This window comes from Rhodococcus globerulus NBRC 14531 (assembly GCF_001894805.1).
In the GTDB taxonomy this organism is placed as follows: domain Bacteria; phylum Actinomycetota; class Actinomycetes; order Mycobacteriales; family Mycobacteriaceae; genus Rhodococcus_F; species Rhodococcus_F globerula.
Map to the genome: position 1 here is coordinate 968,524 of NZ_BCWX01000002.1, position 23,645 is coordinate 992,168.

The following is a 23,645-nucleotide window of genomic DNA, read 5'->3' on the forward strand; positions in this document are numbered from 1 at the left end:
CGGGCACTTTTTCATTGTCCTGGGGTGAACGACCTGTGGAATAGAGGCGAAGTGCCGTATTCGACGGCGAAAGTCCGTGATCTGTTCGACGAAGGGATCTTCGCAGGGTTGACGATCTCTTCGATGATCGCGGATACAACTACGGAGACGGACGCCGCAACGGGGGGTGAAAGTCCGATGCCGAAACCGATGTCTTGTGCCTCGACTGTATAGATCGCCACGCGGCGTGGTTTTCGGTCGAGTGCAGCCCCTAATGCCAGCGCTTCGACGATGCCCAGTCCATGTGAGCTGGTGCAGTGTCCGCAGTGTTCGTTCGGCCATCTCGTGAATCGACGTATCCTTCCCGGTTGCCGTGAACTATCGACAGCGTGTGTCTGGAGATACGAGTCGACAAATACCGCCAACTCCGAGCCGGACCAGGTATCGATCAGCGTGGAAGCCTCGCCGTTCGTGGCCACTACACGGGCGCCGGCAGGGTGCAGGTGCCGTATCGCTTGCGCTACGGCAAGTCCGACGCCGTCGTCGCGGCGAAAGTCGTTGCCGATCCCGATCACCGTGACGGTCATGCGCGGTCGATCGTCAGATCGAGGAAATGGGTGGCACAGGAGATGCAGGGGTCGTAGTTCCGGATGGTTTTCTCGCACAGCTTTGCCAACTCGGTGTCTGTCAACATCAGATTCGCGGCGAGGGTCTTGCGGAGGTCGTCTTCGATTGCTGCCTGATTTTGTGAGGTGGGCGGAATGATGGTGGCGCGCAGGATCCGGCCTTCTGGATCGAGTTGATAGCTGTGGTACAGCACGCCCCGCGGTGCTTCGCTGACGCCGTACCCGGTCGCGGCCTGGGGCGAGACGTCGACGTACGGTTGATCCGGTCGTTGGTACTCGCGTATCAGTCGTAACGCCTCGTCTACCGCAAATACGGTTTCTACCGCGCGCACCACAATGCTCTGAAAAGGGTTGCGGCACACTGCTCCCAAGCCTGCTTCGGTGGCCGCTTGACGTGCGGTATCCGATAGTTCGGCGGAGTTGAGACTGTATCGCGCCAACGGCCCCGTGAGATAGGCGTGGCCGTCGAAGTATGCGTGCAGCGCCGTCGAATGAGGAACTTGGCGTTCCTCGACATGATCGCAGAACTCTGACGGCGCGAAAATCGATCCGGATACGGTTGTCAGCGAACCATTTTCGATCGGATACCGGCCAGTGTGTGTAAGTGCGAGCAGATCGTAATCGATCTCGGCATCGGGGAAGTCGAAGTGCGACACCCACCGCAGCGTCGCGAGAGCGTCGTCGAGCGCCGTGCGCAATTGTTCGGCGAGAGGCCCGAGTTCGCTGAGCGTCGGCGCTCGATAGAAGCCGCCGAGGCGCACATTGACCGGGTGGATCGATCGACCACCGATCAGGTCGAGTATCGCGTTTCCTGCTTTCTTCAAGGCCAGGCCACGTTCGACGTCTGGACGCGCGATGCGGGCGAGTTCGACGGCATCGCTCACGTTCAGGAAGTCAGGAGCATGGAGCAGATAGATGTGCAGAGTGTGGCTGGCGATCCACTCGCCGCAATAGAGGAGTCGGCGCAGATCGAGAATCGGTTGGTCGAGGTCGGCACCGCAGGCCTGCTCGATCGCGTTGCATGCGCTGACTTGATAAGCAACAGGACAGATTCCACAAATCCTGGAGGTGATGTCGGGAGGTTCGCGGAAATCGCGGCCACGGAGAAACGACTCGAAGAACCGTGGGGGTTCGTAGATGTTCAACTCAGCGGCCTCGACACGGCCATCTCGGACCGTGAAGGACAGGCGGCCTTCCCCTTCCACACGTGCAAGGGAACCCAGCGTCACCCGGGTGGTATTCCGGGCGCTGTCATTGTCCATCTCGCCTGATCCCGTCGAACTCGGGGGAGGAGACGTTGAAGGTCGAGAAGACCCGCTCGATGCCCTCGTCGGTCATCCCGCAGATGCGCAGCCACCCCGACATGGCAGTCAAGTTCGGATCGGACGACGGACCGAAACATCCGTAGCACCCCCTCGACTGCGCGGGGCACAGCGCGCCGCAGCCGGAATGTGTGACCGGCCCCAGGCACGGTGGGCCGTCGGAGACCATGACGCAGGTAAGACCGCGTCGTTTGCACTCGGCGCAAACACTGGTGTCCGGGATATTGGGCTTGCGTCTGGCCAAATACGACGAGATCACCTCGAGTAGTTGTCGACGATCGATAGGACAGCCCCGCAATTCGAAATCGACCGGCACATGGGCGGCGATCGGTGTGGCGGTGGCGAGAGTATCGATGTATTCGGGGCTCGCATACACAACGGACATGAACTCGGTGATGTCCGCAAAGTTCCGCAGGGCCTGTATCCCACCAGAAGTCGCGCAGGCCCCGATCGTCACCAAATATTCGGAGTTGTCCCGGATTCGGTGAATACGTTCGACATCGGCAGCGGTGGTGATCGACCCCTCGACCAGCGAGAGGTCGTAGGGCCCCACTTCCACAGCACTCGACATCTCGAGGAAGTGCGAAATGTGAACGGTCTCGGCCAAAGGGAGCAATTCGTCTTCACAATCGAGCAGCGTCAACTGGCATCCATCGCAGGATGCGAACTTCCAGACCGCCATGGTCGGGGTGCTCATCACAACTCCTTCACTACGAGAAGTGGCTCGGCTACGGAATAGTCGACCACCGGACCGTCACGACAGAGTAGAAGTTCGCCGAGTTGGCAATGCCCACACAGCCCGGCCCCGCACTGCATGTTCCTCTCGAGTGAAACCCGAATATTCTGCGGTGCAATCCCTTTACCGATCATGGTGCGAGCCGACATCCGCATCATCGGCTCAGGCCCGCACAGAAGAACCGTCGTGGATTCGGGTTCGAGAACACCTCTTCCGAGTGACTGCGTGACAAAGCCGACATGCCCGCGCCAGGCAGGATCGGCCACGTCGACGGATAACTCGACGTCCACCACGTTTCCCCTACTCCAGGTATCGAGATCCGCGCTGTACAACAGATCGGATGGTCGGCGAGCGCCGACATGGAGGGCGATACGACGAAATCGACCGCAAGCCAGTGCCTCCAGGACCGCCGAACGCACTGCCGCCAAGCCGACCCCACCGGCGACGACAATCAGATCATCCTTCGCAGACTCCAGATCCCATCCAGCTCCGAAAGGCCCTCGTATGCCGACGACATCACCGACACACGCTTCGTGCAGTGCGCGACTGACCGCCCCGACAGCCCGAACAGTATGGACCACAGTGTGATCGGTACGAGTGGGGTCTCCACTGATCGACAAGGGAATCTCACCCACCGCCCGCGCATAGACCATCATGAACTGTCCGGAACGGAACCCGGGGAACTCATGCTCGGGTGCGGCTAGGGTCAGGGTCGAAGTATCGCTGTTCTCGTCTCGGCGGGCGACAACCGTGCACGGCGTCGGGACGAGCCGATCACCGAACATGTTCGTGTGCATAGAGATCGAGCAGGCGTGCGCGCGTAGCCTGCAGTCGGTGGAGGAGCGTGTTCGCCAGGATCGAGTAGATCGCCCGTCCGAGATCCGGATCGCTCTCGGCGACGGACTGCAGCACTGTGGCATCGATCTCGACTGCGGTCACGGGAGTGACCGCAGTCGCTGTCCACCGCCATTGTCGAGGTGGTTGGAACCAGGAAACGCCTAACACTTCGCCGACGGAGAGCGTTTCGACAGTTTCGTCGCCGCGTCCGGGAATCGTTGTGGTGAGGGCAATTCGGCCTGACTGAAGTAACCAGCACCTGTCAGCGAGGCCGCTCTCGTGAAACAGCACGGTACCTTGCGTGAACTGCACTTCGTGAGAGATGGCAGCGAGTTCATGACGTTGATCGTCGGCCAGATCTTCGATTTCTCTCGGACAGTGCTCGCGGGTGTGATCGTTCATGAGTGACCACCGGTATTGCTGTCGGGTTCCACATTCAAGGCACCAGTCAGGCGGGCCGCTTCTGCCGTGATGTCGATTCCCACCGGACACCAGTCGATGCATCGACCGCACCCGACGCATCCGGACGAGCCGAATTGGTCGTGCCAGGTGCCGAGTTTATGAGAAATCCACTGGCGATAACGGCTTTCGCCGCTGGTCCGTACTATGCCGCCGTGCAGTTGTGAATAGTCCAGGTCGAAACACGACGACCAGTGCTGCCAACGTTCTACATGGTCACCTGTGAGGTCGGAGACGTCCTCGGAGGTGGTGCAAAAGCATGTCGGACAGACCATTGTGCAGTTTCCGCACGTCAAGCACCGCGAGGCGACGTCCTCCCAGACATCGGCGTCCCGAGCGTCGCAGAGCATGCCGCGAAGGTTGATGTCGGGCATTTCGCGGCCCATGTGGTGTGCCGCGTCGGCGACAGCTCGTGCGGCCTCGGTAGTTTCCCGGTCAGTGGCTTGTCTGCTTCGGACGAATGCGAGTATCCGTGCTCCGTCTTCGGTGCCGACCCGTGTAATGAATCGGTGGCCGTCGTCGTCGATTCTTTCGGTCAGAGACAAGTCGTACCCGCTTCTGGCTTCGGGGCCGGTATTCATCGACGCACAGAAACACACCCCGCCGGGTTCGGTGCAGTTGGCGGCGATGACGAACAGATTCTCGACAAGACCGGTACTCGAACGTCCGCCGGCGGCCAGGACCGTCTCGAGTATTCCGATCGCTGCAAGGTCACACGCGCGTACGCCGAGAAAGGCATATTTCACCGGCGCGGTCGCCGGCGCGTGGAACATACCGTCCTGGGATTGGCTCCACAGTTGTTGACGCGCTGGATGAAGATACTGCTTCCACGATTGCGGCCCGGCAGAGTGACCGAAGACGGCGGCATCTGCCCGCCGACGCAGTCGATATCGACCAGGACCGGTCTCTACACCCCAGCCCGCCGGCAATTGGTCACCGGATACGAGCGTATCGAGAGCGATGGCGCTGTCGCGGATCGTGGGGCCGATGACACGGTAACCCTCGGCGGACAATACTGTGATCAGGTCGTCGAGCCCGCGTCGGTCTATGACGACGTGATCGCGAGTGACCTCGGTCGGTGATCTGGTGCCGGTCATGGGTCCTCCTTGCGGGCGACATCCGTATTTCTCCACAATCCAGTGTTCGCGGGGTGACTGTCGGCGGGTAGTGGGCGAAGGACGGTATTCGATGACAAAAGTCTCTGCCCACTACAGCCAATGCCACGGTTCAATCGGGAGGTATCCCTCCAGCCGAATCAGGTGATGAGCGATGGCCGCGACGGGCAGCGGAATCGACACGACAACAGTTCGGTGCCTCGGCGCAGATGACGCCGGTGCGGTGCAGCGATTACATGCGCGTCTCGACCAGCACGATTCGTACATGCGATGGTTCGGGCCGCAGCCGAAACAGCTCACCGCCTTTTCCGATCAGTTGTGCGAGTGCAACAAGCGGCGATGCGCTCTGGGTGCGTTCATCGGCGACGAATTGGTTGGGGTCGGCAACTTCGTCATGTTGGACGGGGTTTCACCGACCACGGTGGAGTTCGCCCTCGTAGTCGCGCAGGATGAGCGGCTGCACGGAATCGGTACCTCACTCTTGGATGGACTCGAAGATGAGGCATACCGACACGGTGCGCGGCGCATGGTGGCCGAGGTGATGGGGGAGAACGCACCCATGCTTCAAGTCATCCGGGAACGAGGATGGGCACATTCACTCCGTCGTGACGGATCCACACTTCATCTAGAGGTGAAACTTCATGTCGCAGAATAGCTCGCGTGTCGTGACGGTGACGATGAATCCTGCGCTCGATATCTCCACCAGCGCACCTGCAGTGCATGCCACGGATAAGATGCGCTGCGCAGCCCCTCGCCGCGACCCCGGGGGAGGTGGACTGAATGTGGCTCGAGTTCTGCATGCACTCGGGGAGGACGCGACAGCGCTCCTTCCGTCGGGCGGGCACTGTGGGCAGGCGGTTCAGGATCTACTGACTGGTGAGCAGGTGCGGTTCTCTGCGGTGCCGATCACCGGTTCTACCCGCGAGAGCTTTACCGTCGACGACCTGTCGACGGGTTTCCAGTACCGTTTCGTGCTGCCCGGCCCGACAGTTGCCTATGCAGAGGTGGAGTCGTGCCTCGAGCGTGTGCGCGACTTCGCAACCGATTCCCGCTTTGTCGTCGTGAGCGGAAGCCTGCCTCCAGGGGTAGACGCCGATTTCTGTCAGCGTCTTTCCGACCTGCTGGCCGACACACCGACCCTGCTGGTCGTAGACACCTCCGGCGTCGCGTTGCGGGCCTTGCAGCGGGGCGTCTACCTCGTCAAGCCGAGTGTTCGAGAGCTCCGTGATTGGGTTGATCTGCCTCTCGAGTCTCGGGCGGAACAAGCAGCGGCGGCGAGAAGCATTGTTGAACAGGGAGTGTCCGAGGTGGTGGTTGTCTCGCTGGGGGCGGAGGGAGCTCTGGTGATTACGGCTGATGTATCCGAGTATGTTCCCTCGGTGGATGTGGCGTCGATCAGTGGAGTCGGTGCAGGTGACAGCATGGTTGCGGGCATCGTGTATTCGCTCGTGCATGATCGTTCGCTGATCGAAGCCGTGCAGTTCGGTGTTGCGGCGGGTGCAGCGATGCTGCAGACGCCAGGAACTGCGCCGTGCAGACCTGCGGATGTCGAGGCCTACTTCGACGTGATCGTGGAACGTTCCACCCTTGGAGTTCTCCCGTTCTGATTCATTGAGGGGGTTCAGTTCTGGCCTGGTGCAACATGATGCGACGTTCCGCAACAGCTATTGTGTGGCGGGTCGCGTCTACCGCGTCGGGAGTCACAGAGACAGACGTGATTCCTTGTCTCACCAGATGTTCCGCCAATGCAGGATCGGTGGACACAGCTTGGCCGCAGAGTGAGGTCGTCAAACCTGCGGCGGTGGCGCGTTCGATGATCGTGTCGATGGTCTCCAGCACTGCAGGATCCATGGTGTCGAAGAGATCCTTGCAGATTTCCGAATCCCGGTCTACGCCCAGCACCAATTGTGTGAGGTCATTGGTTCCGATGGATATTCCGTCGATGCCCATTGCTGCGTAACGCGGTATCCAATACGCCACCGAGGGTATCTCGGCCATGACCCATCGCAACATACGACGATCCGCCCCGAGAGGATGCGCGTCCAACTGCGCGAGGCATTTGGACAGTTCCCACCCGGTTCGAACAAACGGAATCATGAGATGAACGTTCGGGTGGCGCTTACGGGTTTCGGTGATGACATCGAGATCGAGTGCAAACAATTCGGGTTCACGGATGTAGCGGAAACATCCGCGGTAGCCGATCATCGGATTGTCTTCGTGCGGTTCGACCTCGCCACCTTCGAGGTTCGCAAATTCGTTGGTACGGAGATCGATGGCGCGATAGATAACGGGACGTGCACCGAATGCGGCTGCGATCCGCGAGAGAGCCGAAGACATTGCGGTTACGTACTTCTCGTGTAGGCCACGCGCAATCATCGTGCGGGGATGCAGTCCTTCGAGGGCGTCCATGATCAGAAACTCTGCCCGGAGCAGGCCGACACCGTCGACATCTGTGGCGGCTACTCGCTCCGCAGCCTCCGGTGTTGCCAGGTTGACGTAGACGGATGTTGCCGTTGTCGGTCCGCGGTGCGGCACGGCGGAAGGTGCGATCTGGGTTGTGGGTGCGCTCGTCGTTGCGGCCGCCGCAGTATCTCGCGCGCGGACCGTTCCCGCGGTTCCGTCGACAGTGATCAACATTCCGTCGGTTAGATCTGATGTTGCCGTGCGTGTTCCGACGACGACCGGCCGACCGAGTTCGCGGCCGACAATGGCGGCGTGGCACGTGATGCCCCCGCCATCGGTGACAATTGCGGCAGCGCGCCGGAGAACAGGCAGCCAGTCCGGTCGGGTCATCGGTGCCACAAGAATTTCGCCGTCGAGGAGATTGCGACCGTCGGCCACCGAACGCAGGACCCGTGCCCGGCCGGTGGCTGTGCCCGGTCCGGCTCCCAGTCCGTGTGCCAGGATCTGTGCGCTCGACACATCTGCCTGTGTGTCAGGTGGTTTCGCTTCTGTATGCTGCCCCAGCGTGGTGATCGGGCGTGTTTGGACCAGCCACAGTTGCTGCCCGCTGTAGGCGAATTCGAGGTCCTGCGGTCGCTGATAGTGATCTTCCACGGCTGCCGCAAGAACCGCGAGCCGGTGGATCTGATCTTCGGTGAGGATCTGTTGTTCACGTTGCAGCAGAGGAATTTCCGACGATTGTTCAGTCCCCTCCGATAGTGCAATCGCGAAGGATTGCGAGCCGATATGCACATCGAGCACGGAAAAGTCCGGTTTTGACACCACATACGTATCTGGTTCCACCTGCCCGCCCACGACTACTTCGCCCAGGCCGGTAGCAGCTTCGATCACGATGCGATCTCTCGCGCCGGTGCGTGGATCGGCGGTGAACACGACGCCGGACTGTTCAGCATCGACCATGCGTTGGACAACAACTGCCAACGACGGCTCTTCGGTTACCCCTTGGAGACTGCGGTACGTCAATGCTCGATCCGACCACAGCGATGCCCAACACTTTCGGACCGCGTGGATCAGATTCCTGTCGCCTGACACGTTCGTGAAGCTATCGTGGATACCGGCGTACGACGTGTCAGCCGCGTCTTCGGCCGGCGCTGACGAACGGACGGCGACGCGTGTCGTCGAAGGGCCGAGGACACGATAAGCGTCGATAATCTCCGCGCGCATCGCATCGGGGAGGACTGCCGAGCAGATCGCGTCTTTGGTGCTGTCAACGTGTGGCAGAGGCCCCGTTTTCAGCAGTTCTCGAAACCCGGAAGCTTCCATTGCGTCGAGATAACCTGCAGTGTTGATTACAAATGCCGGGGGAACCGGGAATTTCGACCGCATCAGTTCGCCGAGGTTGGCGGCCTTGCCGCCGATAGTGGGAGCATCGCCGGGGCCGACCGCATCGATCGGTACAACCCACCTGTGTGTGGCGACTGGATGCGTGGCGGCTGAACGGCTCGTCTTCATGGGCTCTCCCGATCGGAGGGGGGGCCGCTCACCTGATCGCGGCCGACAGTGTTCAGCGAACTCTGGTGCGTGTCGGGTCGACAGAGGCGGAAGTCACTGCACTCGATGTCGATTACCAGTACACGCGCGGTGCCCAGGACCCTTCCGCCCGAAATCGGATTCCGTCACGCTGGATACATCAGCCCCTCGACACCGGCTGCCCCAACTGGGCAGCCAAAGGAGATCGTCATGCTCGCACGCCACATCATGAGTAGTCCGGTGACGACGATCGATCAGGCGGCGAGTACGGACCAATGCCTGCAAGTAATTTCTCGGTCGGGGTTTTCGGTGCTTCCGGTGATCGACGAACACAAGCACCTTGTCGGGATCGTCTCCGAGGGCGACCTTCTCCGGAGCAGGTTTCACGGTGCGTCGCAGGAAGATCAGGTCGTGTCCGTAGACGAATCCGTCGCTGACGTGATGACCAAGCCGGTCATTGCGATGACCGCAGACGCTGAGATCAACGCCCTCGCCTCGGCGATGCTCCGCTCTGGACTGCGTGCGGTGCCGATTGTCCAGGAGGGCGATGTCATCGGAATAGTGACGCGCCAGGACCTGATCGGCCTCTTGGCGCTTGATCCTGATCGCATCGTCGACGAAGTGCGGCATCGACTTGACCTCTACGGCGGCCCGGATCTGTGGGCAGTGGGATTTGTCGACGGAACACTTACTGTCAGTGGCATTTCCGAGGACGATCCGCAGCGAGGAGTCGTCATCGCACTTGCATCGTCGGTGCCTGGAGTAGACGAGATACGACTACAACCCTGAACAGAAACAGATGCGATGACGGGTGACGAGAACTGGATCGAGTAGCAATGAATGCAGCGTGCGCACGATCGATGACGCAGACGGACCTGATGTCGTGGCGGATGGAAAAGGATCCGATTCTTCGCTCCACCATCGTCTCGATTGTTTTGCTGGACAGAAGTCCTGACCAAGATCGAATGATCGAAGTCATGCATCGCGCCATCGATGTGGTGCCGATGTTCAGATGCCGAGCGGTACCGAGCTCGATTCCTGGGATTCCACCTCGATGGGTAGACGATCTTGACTTCGATCTCAGCTGGCACCTGCGTCGGTTGACCGTGCCGAAGCCAGGCACCTGGAAAGAGGCCCTCGACTTCGCACGCACAGCTGGGATGGCCGCATTCGACAAGGATCGTCCGCTGTGGGAGTTCACAGTGCTCGACGGACTGGCTGACGGTGGTGCTGCACTGGTGGTCAAGGTCCATCACTCTCTCACCGACGGGGTCGGGGGAATGCAACTGGCACGTGAAATCACAGACGAGACAAGAGAAGGGGAATCGAGCCGATCCGCGCGGGAGACTGTGACGTCTATTGATCATCCGACCGGTACCAACGCCGTAGCGATCTCACTGGGGACGGCGTTTGGGTCTGCCGTTCGGCAGGGTGCACGTGCATTGCGGCATCCTGCCGATACCGGCCGCGGCGCCGCACGAATCATCGGTTCGGCACTGCGTATGACACGACCGGCGACTACCACATTGTCACCGGTGATGACTGCTCGTAGTACGCGTCGAAGTTTCGGTGTGGTCGAGTTTCCGGTCGCGGCGCTTGCGGCAGCCGCGACTGCCACAGAGTGCTCGATCAACGATGCGTTCTTGGCTGCTGTTCTCCTCGGAATGGCTGAGTACCACCGCCGCCATGGCGCTGTGCCGCCGGATCTGATGGTGACCTTGCCGATCAGTCTGCGTACCGATCGAGACCCATTGGGCGGCAACCGAATATCATTGGCGAGATTTGCGTTACCACTCGATATTGCGAGTCCGGATCAGCTGATGCGCCGAGTCCACGACATCGTCGACAGCTGGCGCAATGAACCTGCAATTCCGCTCTCTCCGCACTTGGCTGCGATGCTGAATATGCTGCCGGTTGCGGTGACCGGCGACATGCTCAAGCACATGGATTTTGTCGCTTCGAACGTCGTAGGTTCCTCGGTACCTCTGTATCTTGCGGGCGCGGAGATCACCAGGCAATTTGCGTTCAGTCCCACTCTCGGCTCGGCATTCAACGTGACGTTGATGTCGTACACGACGCACGTGTGTATCGGAATCAACGCGGATGCTGGTGCGACTCCTGATCTGTCGGTGCTGATGGCGGCACTTTCCGATGGTTTTCGTGCGGTGCTGGCTCTGTGTCCGCAGGGAATTGACGCTCCAGTGATGGTTTCATGCTGATCAGCGGGGACCATGAGCAGCATGCCTTCGAATTGTGTACCGGAGATTTTCGGAGCGTGGGTGCATTTTTCAAGGCCAGGTACCGACTGGGAGTTGTGGGGGCCTGCCACCCAACCGGAGGGAAAAGTAACGTCCACTCCCGAGCGGGTAACTCGGGATCATTCCGACCAGGAGGACGGCGACTTTCCATGAACACCTACCCAGCAGGCAGCTGCACGAGCGAGGTCCCGACAACGGAGGTTGCGTCACCCTTCGCCGTTGGCGAAACTCATGATCACTGCGGTGCCAACCTGATTACAGAGCCTTTGGCGGGGCGGAGCAGTGCAAACACGTTGAAGTTTCGGCCCAGTGTATTAGCCATCCGCGAAGAATATGGAACCGGAGCGCACGATAGCTCCGTGCGTCGGCACGGCTACGCCTTGAAGCGCCACAGCCGATCAACGGTCGCTGCCCCCGACCGACAGCGAACCCCGCTCCGGCAACGGAATCTATGGCTTTCGCTCTTGGACCAGCCGCCACCATACTGCATCGGTCGGACTCATGGCGCCTTCCGGCATGGCCTTTCCTGCCGACAGCGTGTCCGCGAGGACGTAGTCACGAAATGCGCCTGGCAGCACACGATAGCGAATCGAATCGAGAGAGCACACCAATGCGAGAATCCACCACAACGTGCACACGTATTCTCGAGCGGACCTTTCTCCATCCCACTGATAGAATCCGCGGTACCGGTTTTCTTCATCAGCAGTCAGCCACAGTTTCGAGACAAATCCGGGAAAGCCAACGAAAAGCGGTGTGTTGAAAAGGCTTTCGGCCCGAAACAGGGCGTGTGCACGGCCATGAATACCCCGCAGTCGGAATGTTACGACGAGGACAACCGGGTCGGCAGGGGGCGGTCCCTTCACGATGGTTTCCCGGTAGACGATTCCAGTTGTGCCGTCCGCGAAAGTCATTTCTTGCCCTATGCGCTCTGTCGGTTGACAGATGCGGCGCTGGGCGACGAGGTTCACCGTCCGTGCAACGCAGCCGAGGAGACGTAATACCGCGACTCGCATAGGTGGGGGCCGTAATGCGGACCCTTCCTCATAATCATGGATAGATGTGTGCTGCATTGAATTTCGTGTATTCATGGCATATTTCGTCGAATGGCGCGGTGTTCATGTGTCAGGCTCGTAACCAGTCTCTGCGTTGGATGAGGGGTCCCTGCTTTTACCCTTTCGTGGTCTTGGTGGCAGAGCCTGGGCCGAAGGTCATCGTTCGGCTCCTATCCCATTCCGCCTGACAGCTGTCATCTGGTGCAGGATCGACCAAAAGTCACACAATTTCGTAACCGTGGTCAGGATCAGTTGGTGGCGGCACCATCTTTGTGATCGAAGATGCGTCTAGGCGTTGCGCTATGTTGCCGCCCCTCCCACGGTGCGGCTTCGGAATGAGTGGCACCATTCGGGTTCGGGATGGAGAGCAGACTTTTCACGTGCAGAGTGACCTTCAGATCTATGTGACGTTCGCCCAGGCGACGCGTGGTACACACGCCGAATCTCCGTGCTCCGGCAACAATCAAAGTCGGTGAGCTGAGGTTATCTGGGTGAGCACAGCATCCCGTCTTCCATAGAGTTCATAGCAGTCTGTCGAGATGGAACGGGTTCAACCAGTCCCGGTCTCATGTGGCCGCACTCGCTGGGCCAACTGGCGACGAATGGCAGTTTCGTGTCCTCGGCCTGTCGGGTAAGGCACCGTTGGGTGTCTGAGAGTCTGCTCTAACAGCGGTGTGCCGAGTCGAGGGCCTCCGGCCGCTGGTGAGAACACACGCATGCGGTTCCGTCTACGGTGACGCTTGCGCGCGGGCCCGATCGAAATTTCTGTCGGAAAGAGAACCCTGTCCCGCTGTCAATCGGTTGAACTGGCAAACTGTTCTACTGCCTCGAGCGCCTCGCATCCGTAGACGACAGAGGGCCCTCCGCCCATCATCATTGCGATACCGATGGTCTCCATGACCTCGGCACGAGAAGCCTCCGCTTTCAGCGCATCATGCACGTGGTATGCGATGCATCCACCGCTGTGCGTAGACGCTCATACATTTCTGGATAGTTAGCCACAGCTCCTCCTTCGAGCGGCCTCACCTTTCGATCCTACGGCGCATGTGCGTCTGCTGGGCGGTGATAATTCCGTGGCAGCGGCGAGAGACGGTTCGTAATCTGTTTTCGCATAATTTGTACCGACTGTGGTGATGATCGGAAGCAGTACGACGCAGTCCTTCTCGAGCGCCGGACCAGCAGCTCGGACTAAATCTACTCACGCCGGAACGTCAGCCCTCTCCACCCGTACGGTCAGCGCACGCATTTGTCTCTCACGGTGAGAAGAAGCCGACGGAACCCAACGATTCCGAGGAGCGGCAGTACCTACCGATGCGATGATCACTGAGGTGCGCGTGCGGAAGACGAATCGGGTCAGGCCACCTACCCCGTAATCCCCACACATGCCCGGGGATCGTGACCAGAGCCAACACCATTGACAAACCAAGTAGGTTGTACGCCAATCGAATCGATCGGCCAGGGGCGGCGAGGGGTGCGAAAGCGGTGCTGGCCAGACCTGCAGCGAGGGTGAGGATCATCAGCGTTTTGACGTAGTTGTCGCCCTATCAGCGGGGTCAGGGCGGCGAATGCCGGTGGATAGGGCACCGCGCCCATCGCGATACCGGCGATCTCCCACCCCGCGAAGAAGATCGGGAGCGTGAGAGCCGTCGCGATGATCACCAGCGTGGGCGCCGTGAGGGCGGAACGGACGGTCACGACCCAGCGGGACCCGTGGCGATCGAGGACTCTGCACCGACGAGTGAACGACTTCTTCACCTAATCAGTACGTCTATCCATATACCCCTGGGGGTACTTGACATACCCCAGGGGGTATATGGCATCCTGTGTTCATACCATCCTCCAGATTCAGGAAAGGTTGTTCGATGATCCTCGAGCAGTACTACATCGAGTGCCTCTCGCATGCGTCGTACCTGATCGGCGACGAGAGCACAGGCCGTGCCATCGTGGTCGACCCGCGGCGCGACATCACCGAATACCTCGAGGACGCAAGCCGCCATGACCTGATCATTGAAGGGGTCGTCAACACGCACTTTCACGCGGACTTCGTCTCCGGCCACCTCGAGTTGCTCGAGGCGACCGGCGCGTGGATCGGTTTCGGCGAAATCGCGGACACCGACTACCCGATCCGCAGACTTCGCCATGGCGAACACCTGACACTGGGGGAGGTGGACATCGAGATCCTCTCCACTCCCGGCCACACGTGGGAGTCGATCAGCCTGCTGGTGCGCGAGAATCGAGATGCAACGCCGTCCGCTGTGCTGACCGGGGATTCGCTGTTCATCGGCGATGTCGGCCGCCCCGACCTGGCTAATCTCGGCGACGGCACCAGTACCGACCTGGCTCGGGCGATGTACCGCACCGTCCACCAGACACTGCTGGCGTTGCCCGATTCGGTGACCGTGATGCCGGCCCACGGCGCTGGATCGTCTTGCGGCAAGAACCTCTCCGCCGAGTTGACCTCCACCATCGGCGAGCAGCGCCGCACGAACCCGTCGGTGCAGCCGATGAGTGAAGATACCTTCGTTGCTCTGATCACCGACGGTCAGCCTGCGGCCCCGGGGTACTTTTCTACGGATGTGGCCCTGAACAAATCGAATCGCGCTCTCCTCGAACAAGATCGGCGCATCGCCGAGCTGACACCGGAGGAGCTCCGGACGGAAATGGCCAACGGAACTCGCGTTCTCGACGCCCGCACCCCGGACGACTTCGCTGGCGGGCATCTGCGCGGCTCGATCAATGTCGGATTCGACGGCAGGTTCGCCGAAACCGGTGGCATGGTCGCCGATATCGGCGAGCGCATCGTACTCATCACCTATCCGGGTGAGGAACAGATTGCGGCGATGCGTTTGGCGCGCATCGGATCCGACAACGCACTCGGCTACCTCACTGTCGACGCCGATGGCATCTTTCCGAACTCGCTCACAGACCTTGTCCGTACCGCGCCGCGTACTGCTGCGGTCGAATTGGAGGGGCTCCTGGATTCGGATGCGGTGACCTTGATCGACATCCGAAATCCCGGCGAGCGCGACTTCGGGGTCATCGACGGTGCCCGGTCGATTCCGCTCGCCCAGCTCCGCTCTCAGCTCGCGGACCTGCCACGTAACAAGCCCATCGTCGTGCACTGCGCCGGCGGCTGGCGCTCGTCCGTCGCCGCGTCACTGTTGCGGGCCGATGGCATCGAGAACGTCAGCGACCTGGTCGGCGGATACTCGGCCTGGGTCGAGCGGTCGTTCGAATAGTGCCTAATCACGAAAACTCTCGTGCCCATACGTGGCACAACGTCTGACAAGGAGATACCAGATGTGTTACCCCACGACATGTTCTTCCTGTTCCAAGACCACCTGGGCAGGATGCGGCCAGCACTCAGATCAGGTCATGGCAGGTGTCCCGAAAGCGCGGCGCTGCACCTGCGCCCCTGCTCCTGACTCGGGGTCCGGGTTCTTCCGATCCCTTTTCGGCCGCTGACCGGCGCACCGGATACTGCTGCGCACGCCCCTCCCATTCACCGCATCTTCAGGAGTTAACCAATGACCGGCAAATCTACTGTCGAGGAAGGCGTTACGTCGGCCTCTCGATCATCCGGCGGAGCGCTCGGGCGTATGGGCGCGGCCATGGCAGGCAATGCGAAATGGGTATTCGGCGTCTGGCTGATCGTCCTCGTAGCCCTCGGCGCCGCCGCACCATCGGTGTTCAGCTCACTCGCGGGCGCCGGATGGCAAGCCAACGGGTCGAAATCGGTCCAGGTCCGCGAACTGGCACAGGAACACTTCGGCGGTAACTCCTCCGCCGCGGTCCAGGTCGTGGTCCATTCCGGCGACCGCACCGTCGACAGTCCCGAAGTGCAGCGAACGCTCACTGCGGTCGCGGATGTCTTCGCCGGGGACACCCGTTTCGGTGCCATCATCGCACCGCAACCGGGAATGTCCATCAGCCCGGACGGGCACACCGGAATTCTCATCGCGGGCGCGAACGCGTCCACCGACGAGATGGTCAAGGCAGTGGACGATCTCAAGGGGGAGTTGACCGCTCTGTCCGGAGACGGCATCGAGGTCTACCCGACCGGCGCTTCGGCACTGTGGAGTGATTTCAACAAAGCCAACCACGACGCGATGATTCAGGCCGAACTGTTCTCCTGGCCTGTCACCCTCGCGATCATGGTGCTCGCGTTCGGGTCCCTCGTAGCCGCAGGGCTCCCGTTGCTGTTGACCCTGGCCGGACTCGTCGTCTCGGCAGGTGGCCTGGTCCTACTCAACCAGGTCACTCCGATATCGGTGTGGGCGATGAACTTCGCGATGATGTTCGCTCTCGCTCTCGGTATCGACTACGCCTTGTTCATCGTCGCCCGCTTCCGCGACGCGATCGCGCGCGCCTCCTCGAAGCAGGCAGCTGTGGCGGAAACCATGGACACGGCGGGCAAAGCCGTTGTCCTGTCCGGTATCACAGTGCTGGTCAGTTTGTCGGCCGTGCTTCTCGTTCCGGCCCCTGCGGTGCGGACGATGGCGATCGGCATCATGCTCGCCGTCTTCTTCGTTCTGCTGGCCTCGATGACGCTTCTTCCGGCGACTCTGGGCGCGCTGGGTGGCAAAGTCAACGCCGGCTCGCTTCCCTACGCGAAGCGGCAAGAGCATCGTTCTCCGCGGTTCGCCGCCTGGGGTGAGATGTTGCATCGTCACCCGTGGCCGTTTGCTATCGGTTCCGTCCTGGTGCTGATCGCGTTGTCGATCCCGGTCCTCGGCCTCAAGGTAGCAATGCCTTCCATTGAAGTCGTCCCCGCCGACGCCCCGGTGCGCCAAGGTTACGAGCTCGTCCAGGCCCAGATGGGTGAGGGTGCGCCGGGGATGCTGCAGATCATCGCTCCCGCCGCCGAAGCCTCGCAGACGGCGCAGGCTGCCGCCGCGGCCGAAGGTATCGCCATGGTGACGCCGCCGCAACCCGCCCCGGACGGTAGTGACTATGTGATGTTGCAGGCCATGCCGACCGTCGACCCGTCGGATGCACAGATGGGCACCATTCTCGACACCTTGCGTGCGGACCTCCCCTCCGGCGCGCTCGTGGGCGGCGCGCCGGCGGAGAACCTCGATCTGCAGCAAGCGCTGAACGACTACTTCCCGCTGATCGTCGGCATCATCTTGGTGCTCGGGTTCGTGTTGCTGCTGGTGGCTCTGCAAGCGCCACTGATCGCCATCCTGGGCACCGTGGTCAGCCTGCTTTCTACCGCAGCCGCATTCGGCGTTGCGAAGTTGATCTTCCAGGACGGGTACGGTGCATCCCTGCTCGGATTCACCCCGCAGGGCTTTCTCGATGGCTGGGGGCCGGTGTTCTTCTTCGCGATGATCTTCGCGATCGCCATGGACTACACCGTGTTCCTCCTCGCGACGGCGAAAGAACACTACGAACGGTCCGGGGATCCTAAGGTCGCACACATCGCCGGCTTGGCGCATTCCGGACGAGTGATTTTCGCCGCCGCCGCGGTGATGGTGGCCGTGTTCTTCACTTTCGCGCTCGCTGACCCGTTACCACCGAAGGAGATGGGCATCATTCTCGGTGTCGCAGTCCTACTCGACGCGGTCCTGATCCGCCTCATCCTGTTGCCGGTGCTACTGCGGTTGACCGGACATGCCGCGTGGTGGTCCCCGGCGTGGTTGCGGAAAGTGCTGCCCGACATCAGTTTTTCGCACTGACTGAGTTGGCCGACAGCCACGGCGGTTCGGCAGGTATGTGACGGACAGACCTGCCGAACCGCGAGCTATAAATACCCCTAGGGGTATAATTTAGTTTAGCGATTCATCTTCGAAAGGAATTCCCATGGTCGGCGACGATGACAGCATCGCATTGGTACTCAACCGGCTCCGCCGCGCTCACGGCCAACTCGCCGGGGTGATCTCGATGATCGAACAGGGCCGCGACTGCAAAGACGTCGTCAGTCAGCTCGCCGCGGTCTCGCGGGCCCTGGACCGGGCGGGCTTCAAGATTGTCGCTACCGGCCTGCGCGAATGCATGACCGGCGATACCGAGAACGGTAAGGAGCCGATGACCGAAGCCCAACTGGAAAAGCTTTTCCTCGCGCTCGCTTGACCCGCGGGTATCGCGGAACAACGAATCGGAAAGGAAGACACAGATCATGACAGCTCTCCCTCGGCATCACGGCTGGACTATCGAACGGGTCGTTCCCCTGCTGGGCGGGGTGGTCGTCTTACTCAGTGTGGCCTTGACACTCGCCTTCTCCACCTGGTGGCTCATTCTCACTGCATTCGTCGCTGCGAATCTCCTGCTCTACAGCGCAGTGGGGTGGTGCCCGATGAGCCTGATACTCCAACGCCTCGGTATCCCACGACTCGGCACCCGCTGACCGATCCCAGACCCCGGATCCCCGAAAAAGGACATAGATCATGACATCGAGGATTACCGCATTCTGCGCGCCTGCAATCCGCCGTTGGCGCATCGAGCCGTCGACGTCATGCGGCAGATCGGACTACTGCTGCCGTGCAACGTCGTCGTGCGCGCCGACCGCACCGCCGAGAACAGCGTCATCGTCGATGCGATGAACCCCGCCCCCATGGCCGAGGTGACCGGCGAGCCGGCACTGGGGGCCATCGCCGACGAAGCGACCACCAGACTGCAAGCTGCGCTCGATTCACTTAACACGCAACCACACTGACTCGTGACAACGCGGCAGATCCTCGACCGCCGATGAACGGAAACGGATTCCGATGACCCTCGCAATCGCACTCGCGGCCGGCGCTGTCATCGGCATCCTTCTCGGACTCCTCGGCGGTGGCGGTTCCATTCTCGCCGTACCGGTTCTGGTGTTCGCCCTCGGCCTCGACATCGACCAGGCGATCCCGATCTCACTGATCGTGGTCGGTGTCGCCTCCGCCGTCGGAGCCATCCCGAAAGTTCGTGCCCACCTGGTGCAGTGGCGACTGGCCGCCGTGTTCGCCGCTGCAGGTATCCCCGCAACCTTCATTGGTAGTGCCCTCGGGCGACTGCTCCCGCAGTCCGTCGTGATGACCGGGTTCGCCGCGGTCATGATCGTTGCCGGTGCTCGTATGCTCGCCGACCGCGGCAATACCGGGACCGCCTGCAGCGTAGGTGATTCCGGTATCAATTGGCGTCGCTGCGCACCTCGTGCGATCCCGGCCGGATTCGCCGTCGGTGTGCTGACCGGGCTCTTCGGCGTCGGCGGCGGATTCCTCATCATCCCCGCCCTTGTCCTGATGTTGGGAATAGACATGCAGATCGCGATCGGAACCTCGCTTCTGATCATCGTCGCGAACTCCGCCGCCGGCTTGATCTCACATCTCGGTAGCGGCGTCGCCATCGATCCGGCCATCACGATCAGTTTCAGCGGAGCTGCGATCGTTGCCTCCTTGGTCGCCGGAAGGTTCGGCAACCGCGTCAACACCGGGTCACTCCAGCGCTGGTTCGCGTACCTGGTATTCGCCGTTGCCGCCTACATTCTGTTCGATACTCTCGCGCTGAGCCGCTGACATACGGCACCGGAAATCGTGTGGGGTTGCCGGTGGATCAGGCCATGTCAGCAGTTTCGCGAGTACGGCCTCCCGGTGCACCGGGGCGCGCAGATGAGGCGCCATATGATCGTGAGAGCCTGGACAAGCAAGGTGTCGGAGGATCTTGTCATGGGCACGCTGCGCGAAAGGCCAGAGTCGCGTCGCCCCGATGGCGTGATAGCGGGCTTCGCCCGGCGAGATCGGGACCGAATTCTTCGTCAGCTCAGTCGATCTGAGCCGCGTGTGTGAAGTTTTTCGCGCTGATCCACATCTCACCGCCGGCCTCGGTGGTCGTCTTGCCCTGTTCCATCACCAGCAGGGGCCCGATCTCGGCGTTCTTACGTGTCAGCTCGAGAGCGCACGATTGCAGCAGCTCTTGCCGGTATGCGCGGTCGGTCTTACCCTGTGCGAGGGCCGAGTCTGCGTTCCGGACGGCCTGATCCAGCTCCTCCTCGGTCGTGATTGGAATACGCCCGATCTCCTCGAGCGTGGCGGGATTGATCGATACGAGCTCGTTCATCGTCTGTTGTCTCATCGTCGTGTGCCAGTGGCTCAGTGTCCGAGCCACTGCGGCGGGCGCTTCTCGAAGAATGCGCTGATGCCCTCCTTCATGTCGTCCGATTCGAGGAAGACCTCGATCGCTCGTTCGGTGGCCTGCCATCCGAGTGCGTCCTCGTCGACGGTCAGGGTGCGTAGCGCACGCAGACTCTCACGTACCGACATCGGGGACGAGAGGCAGATGTCTTCGGCGAGCGCCATGGCTTGATCGAGCGCGCATCCCGCGTCGGCCACCTCGTTGACCAGTCCGAGTTGGTAGGCCCGGTCCGAGTCCAGTGTGCGACCCGAGATAAGTAGTTCTCGCGCGATGTTCGGTGGCAATGCCCGCGCGGCCCGAAAGAGGGCGCCCGATGTCGCGACGAGTCCGCGACGGGTCTCGGGGAGGCCGAAACTTGCTGTACGGGAAGCGATGAGCGCATCGCAGGCAAGTGCGATTTCGAATCCTCCGCCGAGGGCCGGTCCCTCGACGGCGGCGATCAGAGGGGTGCTCCGCCGCCGTCGGATAATCCCGTACTCGCCGCCGCGTTCGGTTCTCAGGTCGGCGCGCTCGCTCAGGTCGGTGCCTGCACTGAAGATCGTCGTTGTCCCTGTGATGATTCCGGCCCACAGAGCCGGATCGTCGTCGAGTCGGTTGAGGGCCTCGTCGATTCCCTCTGCCATGGTGCGGTCGATCGCGTTGCGTTTGTTCTCCCGATCGAGGCGGATGAGCAGGATCCTGCCGTGCTGTTCTTGGATTACGCTCATGCGCCTACAACCTCCGCGACGGTCGCGCGAGCCCAGCGGTAGTCCGCCTTTCCGGCGGGAGAGCGCACGATGGCGGGAACGACGACGATCGAACGCGGGATTTTGTACCCGGCGATCGAGGCCCGGCAATGTTCGGCGATCTCATCGGTGTCGATATCCTCGAAGTCCTCGCGAAGTTGCACCACAGCCGAGACTTGTTCGCCGAAAAGCGCGTTCGGTGTGCCGGCGACGACGGCATCCATCACGGCGTGATGACTCTTGATGGCAGCCTCGACCTCTTCGGGGAACACCTTCTCACCGCCGGTGTTGATACACACCGAGCCGCGGCCGAGCAGCACGATCGAGCCGTCCGGTTCGACCCGGCCCATGTCGCCGAGGATCGACATCCGTACCCCGTCGACCACGGGGAAGGTCTCTGCGGTCTTCTCCGGCTCGTTGAAGTACCCGAGTGGTACGTGTCCAACACGAGCAATGTATCCGAGCATCTCGGAGCCGGGCTCGATCGGACGCAGTTCTTCATCCACGACCAGCATGTTGGGGTTGCCCACGACACGCATGTTGCCGTCCGCGTCGATCTCGAGTGTGCCGTCCACCCCGGATTCCGATGCTCCGAATCCGTCGCGCAAGAACAAGTTCGGCATCAGTTCGAGAAGCTGGTTCTTCGAGCTGCGTGACCACAGTGCACCGCCGGAGCTGACAAGTGTCAGCGAGGTGAGGTCGTAGTCGGAGCCGTGGCGGGCTATCGCATCGGTGAACGGACGTGCCATCGCGTCACCGACGACCGTGACGCAGGAAAGCTGCTCGTCCTGAATGAGACGGAGCGCTTCGACTGGTTCGAAGCTGCGCATCAGAACCTGCTTTGCGCCGCTGAAGAAGCCGCTGAACACCGAGTACACCGCTGCGCCGTGCATGAGCGGTGCCGGGAGCAGAAACGCCATGGAGTGGGAGTTGGCTGCGACAGCGTCGGCGAGGTCGGCGGTGTTGGTGAAGGCGGCACCTCCGTGGTTTCCACCCGCGAGTGCGGCCATGAAGAAGTCCACGTGTCGCCACACCACTCCCTTCGGCATTCCGGTTGTGCCCCCGGTGTAAATGGCGAATCTGTCGTCATCGCTGCGTGGGCCGAAATCCCGGTCCGCCGATTGGGTTCGCATCGCGTCGTCGAAGTCATTGAGAGGCAAGGATATCGACGTCGGATCATCCACGGATCCGAATACCAGTACGTCCTTGATGCCAGGGCAGGCGGGGAGGGCGCCGGCGATGATCGGAACGAACTCGCCGTCGACGATCAACGAGACGATCTGAGAGTTGTTGTAGAGGTACGTCAGCTCGTCTTCGGTGTACCGGTAGTTGATGTTGACCGGCACCGCACGAATCTTGAGGCATGCCAGCAGGGCCTCGACGAACTGGGTGCTGTTGCGCATGTGGATGCCGACATGTTCACCCACCTGGACACCTTGCTTGGCGAGGTAGTGCGCGAGTCGGTTGGCCCGTTGGTCGAGCTGGGAGAACGTGCGACGCTCATCGCCGCAGACCAGGGCGGTGCGGTCGGGAAGTTTGTCGACAACGGCTTCGAAGAGGTCTGCAAGGTTCAACGACATGTGAGGGATCCTTCTCGAGTGGAACGAAGACTGGGGCAGCGGCGGGCCGTCAGCTCAGGACACCCAGTCCACGACTGTTCCGATGTCCGCCCGATCGGTGCGGAAGCCGTTGGCGGGGTGGGATTCGTCGGCATAGCCAAACGAGATCGAGCACACCACCTTTCGGCTAGAGGGAAGGTCGAAGAAATTACGCAGGTAAGGCGCGCTCCCGGCGAGAGCAGCCTGCGGAACAGCGGCGACACCGAGGCTGTGCGCGGCGAGCAGGAATGTGTTGACGTACAAGCCACAGTCGATCGCGCCGTAAACGCCGAGTGCCTCGTCGGTGGTGATGATCGCGGCGTGGGGAGCGTCGAACAGATCGAAGTTCTTCATGGTCTGCTCGGACGAGGCTTGGCGATCACCCGCCGCGATGCCCACGCTCGAATACAACTGCATCGCGCACTCCTTACGGCGCGCGCCGTACACACCCCGGTACTCGGCTGGGAAAGGGAAATCCGGTGCCTGCGGGGACGTTTGAACATACTCGGCGAGTCCCTTCCGGAAGCGCTCGGTGCCTTGCCCTTCGGTGATCGAAACCTGCCAGGGCTGCGTGTTGCACCATGAGGGAGTGCGCTGTGCCATCTCGAGGATCTGCTCGATCATCTCACGCGGAACGGGGTCCGGTTGGAACGCACGACAGCTGCTGCGCGACTCGAGTATGAACCGCAGATCAGTGTGGACAGGTAAGGCGGGTACTTCGGTCACGGGGACACTCCTGTAAATGGCCGGAAGATAGGGAATCCGGAGATGGGGCGGTAGTCATATCTTGGTTCTGGGCTGCAGTGGATCATCCGAATTAACACCGGTGACCACCGCGAGTCAAAAGCATTGTCCACAAGCGCATTACGGCAGATGTATGCCATGTGCGGGCCCGGATC

22 protein-coding genes and 2 pseudogenes are annotated in these 23,645 nt (G+C 61.3%); 11 read left to right on the plus strand and 13 right to left on the minus strand.

What is annotated here, in order from left to right; genetic code table 11:
* Positions 1 to 11: 11 nt before the first annotated feature.
* The 6 genes from RG2_RS13120 to RG2_RS13145 are packed head-to-tail and all read right to left on the minus strand — an operon-like array spanning position 12 to position 5,056.
* Positions 12 to 566 carry a hydrogenase maturation protease gene (locus RG2_RS13120; RefSeq protein WP_051730687.1) on the minus strand — a complete coding sequence of 185 codons (555 nt, stop codon included), beginning with the start codon at positions 564 to 566 and terminating at the stop codon, positions 12 to 14.
* Positions 563 to 1,867: a Ni/Fe hydrogenase subunit alpha gene (locus RG2_RS13125; protein ID WP_033236226.1), complete on the minus strand. Its 1,305-nt coding sequence runs from the start codon at positions 1,865 to 1,867 to the stop codon at positions 563 to 565. The genes RG2_RS13120 and RG2_RS13125 overlap by 4 nt, the downstream gene beginning before the upstream one ends.
* On the minus strand, positions 1,857 to 2,624 hold the full coding sequence (locus RG2_RS13130; protein ID WP_033236227.1) for an NADH-quinone oxidoreductase subunit B family protein: 768 nt from the start codon (positions 2,622 to 2,624) through the stop codon (positions 1,857 to 1,859). Before RG2_RS13130 ends, RG2_RS13125 begins: the two co-directional genes overlap by 11 nt.
* On the minus strand, positions 2,624 to 3,448 hold the full coding sequence (locus tag RG2_RS13135; RefSeq protein WP_165826293.1) for an FAD/NAD(P)-binding protein: 825 nt from the start codon (positions 3,446 to 3,448) through the stop codon (positions 2,624 to 2,626). The genes RG2_RS13130 and RG2_RS13135 overlap by 1 nt, the downstream gene beginning before the upstream one ends.
* The gene (locus RG2_RS13140) at positions 3,438 to 3,902 is read right to left on the minus strand and encodes a Crp/Fnr family transcriptional regulator (protein ID WP_051730688.1); all 465 of its coding nucleotides are present in this window, start codon (positions 3,900 to 3,902) and stop codon (positions 3,438 to 3,440) included. The genes RG2_RS13135 and RG2_RS13140 overlap by 11 nt, the downstream gene beginning before the upstream one ends.
* Positions 3,899 to 5,056, minus strand: coding sequence for a 4Fe-4S dicluster domain-containing protein (locus tag RG2_RS13145; RefSeq protein WP_033236229.1), 1,158 nt, complete (start codon positions 5,054 to 5,056; stop codon positions 3,899 to 3,901). Before RG2_RS13145 ends, RG2_RS13140 begins: the two co-directional genes overlap by 4 nt.
* A gap of 172 nt (positions 5,057 to 5,228) precedes the next feature.
* On the opposite strand from RG2_RS13145, the gene RG2_RS13150 reads away from it, so the two are divergent.
* Together RG2_RS13150 and RG2_RS13155 are read left to right on the plus strand one after the other, a co-directional pair.
* Entirely contained in the window at positions 5,229 to 5,729 is a 501-nt protein-coding gene (locus tag RG2_RS13150) for a GNAT family N-acetyltransferase (protein WP_033236230.1), read from the plus strand.
* Complete coding sequence (locus RG2_RS13155) at positions 5,716 to 6,681, plus strand: 1-phosphofructokinase family hexose kinase (RefSeq protein ID WP_033236231.1); 966 nt, start codon at positions 5,716 to 5,718, stop codon at positions 6,679 to 6,681. The genes RG2_RS13150 and RG2_RS13155 overlap by 14 nt, the downstream gene beginning before the upstream one ends.
* A 1-nt stretch (position 6,682) precedes the next feature.
* Here RG2_RS13155 and ppsA read toward each other — a convergent pair whose 3' ends face one another.
* Positions 6,683 to 8,989, minus strand: a complete 2,307-nt coding sequence (gene ppsA, locus RG2_RS13160) for a phosphoenolpyruvate synthase (protein WP_033236232.1) — start codon at positions 8,987 to 8,989, stop codon at positions 6,683 to 6,685.
* A gap of 228 nt (positions 8,990 to 9,217) precedes the next feature.
* On the opposite strand from ppsA, the gene RG2_RS13165 reads away from it, so the two are divergent.
* Complete coding sequence (locus tag RG2_RS13165; RefSeq protein ID WP_033236233.1) at positions 9,218 to 9,796, plus strand: CBS domain-containing protein; 579 nt, start codon at positions 9,218 to 9,220, stop codon at positions 9,794 to 9,796.
* Between the two features lie 71 nt (positions 9,797 to 9,867).
* Positions 9,868 to 11,226, plus strand: coding sequence for a wax ester/triacylglycerol synthase domain-containing protein (locus tag RG2_RS13170; protein WP_174557356.1), 1,359 nt, complete (start codon positions 9,868 to 9,870; stop codon positions 11,224 to 11,226).
* A 488-nt stretch (positions 11,227 to 11,714) separates the two neighbouring features.
* On the opposite strand, the gene RG2_RS32075 is transcribed toward RG2_RS13170, so the two are convergent.
* Together RG2_RS32075 and RG2_RS13180 are read right to left on the minus strand one after the other, a co-directional pair.
* Positions 11,715 to 12,233: a YdhR family protein gene (locus RG2_RS32075; RefSeq protein WP_230590340.1), complete on the minus strand. Its 519-nt coding sequence runs from the start codon at positions 12,231 to 12,233 to the stop codon at positions 11,715 to 11,717.
* An 877-nt stretch (positions 12,234 to 13,110) separates the two neighbouring features.
* A pseudogene (locus RG2_RS13180) lies at positions 13,111 to 13,278 on the minus strand (carboxymuconolactone decarboxylase family protein); the annotation flags it as partial.
* A gap of 901 nt (positions 13,279 to 14,179) precedes the next feature.
* Here RG2_RS13180 and RG2_RS13190 point away from each other — a divergent pair.
* The 7 genes and pseudogenes from RG2_RS13190 (at position 14,180) to RG2_RS13215 (ending at position 19,807) form a co-directional block, all read left to right on the plus strand.
* Positions 14,180 to 15,556: an MBL fold metallo-hydrolase gene (locus RG2_RS13190; RefSeq protein ID WP_033236237.1), complete on the plus strand. Its 1,377-nt coding sequence runs from the start codon at positions 14,180 to 14,182 to the stop codon at positions 15,554 to 15,556.
* A 61-nt stretch (positions 15,557 to 15,617) separates the two neighbouring features.
* Positions 15,618 to 15,782, plus strand: coding sequence for a DUF8730 family Cys-rich protein (locus RG2_RS32835; RefSeq protein WP_502702392.1), 165 nt, complete (start codon positions 15,618 to 15,620; stop codon positions 15,780 to 15,782).
* A gap of 62 nt (positions 15,783 to 15,844) precedes the next feature.
* The gene (locus tag RG2_RS13195) at positions 15,845 to 17,998 is read left to right on the plus strand and encodes an MMPL family transporter (RefSeq protein ID WP_072782518.1); all 2,154 of its coding nucleotides are present in this window, start codon (positions 15,845 to 15,847) and stop codon (positions 17,996 to 17,998) included.
* Positions 17,999 to 18,122: 124 nt separating this feature from the next.
* On the plus strand, positions 18,123 to 18,392 hold the full coding sequence (locus tag RG2_RS13200; protein WP_033236239.1) for a metal-sensitive transcriptional regulator: 270 nt from the start codon (positions 18,123 to 18,125) through the stop codon (positions 18,390 to 18,392).
* 46 nt (positions 18,393 to 18,438) lie between these two features.
* Positions 18,439 to 18,666 (plus strand): YgaP family membrane protein, encoded by a 228-nt coding sequence (locus RG2_RS13205; RefSeq protein ID WP_033236240.1) that lies wholly within the window; start codon positions 18,439 to 18,441, stop codon positions 18,664 to 18,666.
* A gap of 42 nt (positions 18,667 to 18,708) precedes the next feature.
* Positions 18,709 to 18,975 (plus strand): annotated as a pseudogene (locus RG2_RS13210) (DUF302 domain-containing protein); the annotation flags it as partial.
* A 52-nt stretch (positions 18,976 to 19,027) separates the two neighbouring features.
* The gene (locus RG2_RS13215; protein WP_033236241.1) at positions 19,028 to 19,807 is read left to right on the plus strand and encodes a sulfite exporter TauE/SafE family protein; all 780 of its coding nucleotides are present in this window, start codon (positions 19,028 to 19,030) and stop codon (positions 19,805 to 19,807) included.
* Between the two features lie 244 nt (positions 19,808 to 20,051).
* On the opposite strand, the gene RG2_RS13220 is transcribed toward RG2_RS13215, so the two are convergent.
* Genes RG2_RS13220 through RG2_RS13235 form a run of 4 tightly spaced genes read right to left on the minus strand, consistent with a single transcriptional unit; the run spans position 20,052 to position 23,472 of the window.
* A complete protein-coding gene (locus RG2_RS13220) occupies positions 20,052 to 20,348 on the minus strand; it encodes an aldehyde dehydrogenase family protein (RefSeq protein ID WP_033236242.1) in 297 nt (98 codons plus the stop codon).
* Positions 20,349 to 20,380: 32 nt separating this feature from the next.
* On the minus strand, positions 20,381 to 21,130 hold the full coding sequence (locus tag RG2_RS13225) for an enoyl-CoA hydratase-related protein (protein WP_033236243.1): 750 nt from the start codon (positions 21,128 to 21,130) through the stop codon (positions 20,381 to 20,383).
* Complete coding sequence (locus RG2_RS13230; RefSeq protein WP_033236244.1) at positions 21,127 to 22,728, minus strand: acyl-CoA synthetase; 1,602 nt, start codon at positions 22,726 to 22,728, stop codon at positions 21,127 to 21,129. The genes RG2_RS13225 and RG2_RS13230 overlap by 4 nt, the downstream gene beginning before the upstream one ends.
* Before the next feature lie 54 nt (positions 22,729 to 22,782).
* The gene (locus tag RG2_RS13235; RefSeq protein ID WP_033236245.1) at positions 22,783 to 23,472 is read right to left on the minus strand and encodes a nitroreductase; all 690 of its coding nucleotides are present in this window, start codon (positions 23,470 to 23,472) and stop codon (positions 22,783 to 22,785) included.
* Between the last annotated feature and the right edge of the window lie 173 nt (positions 23,473 to 23,645).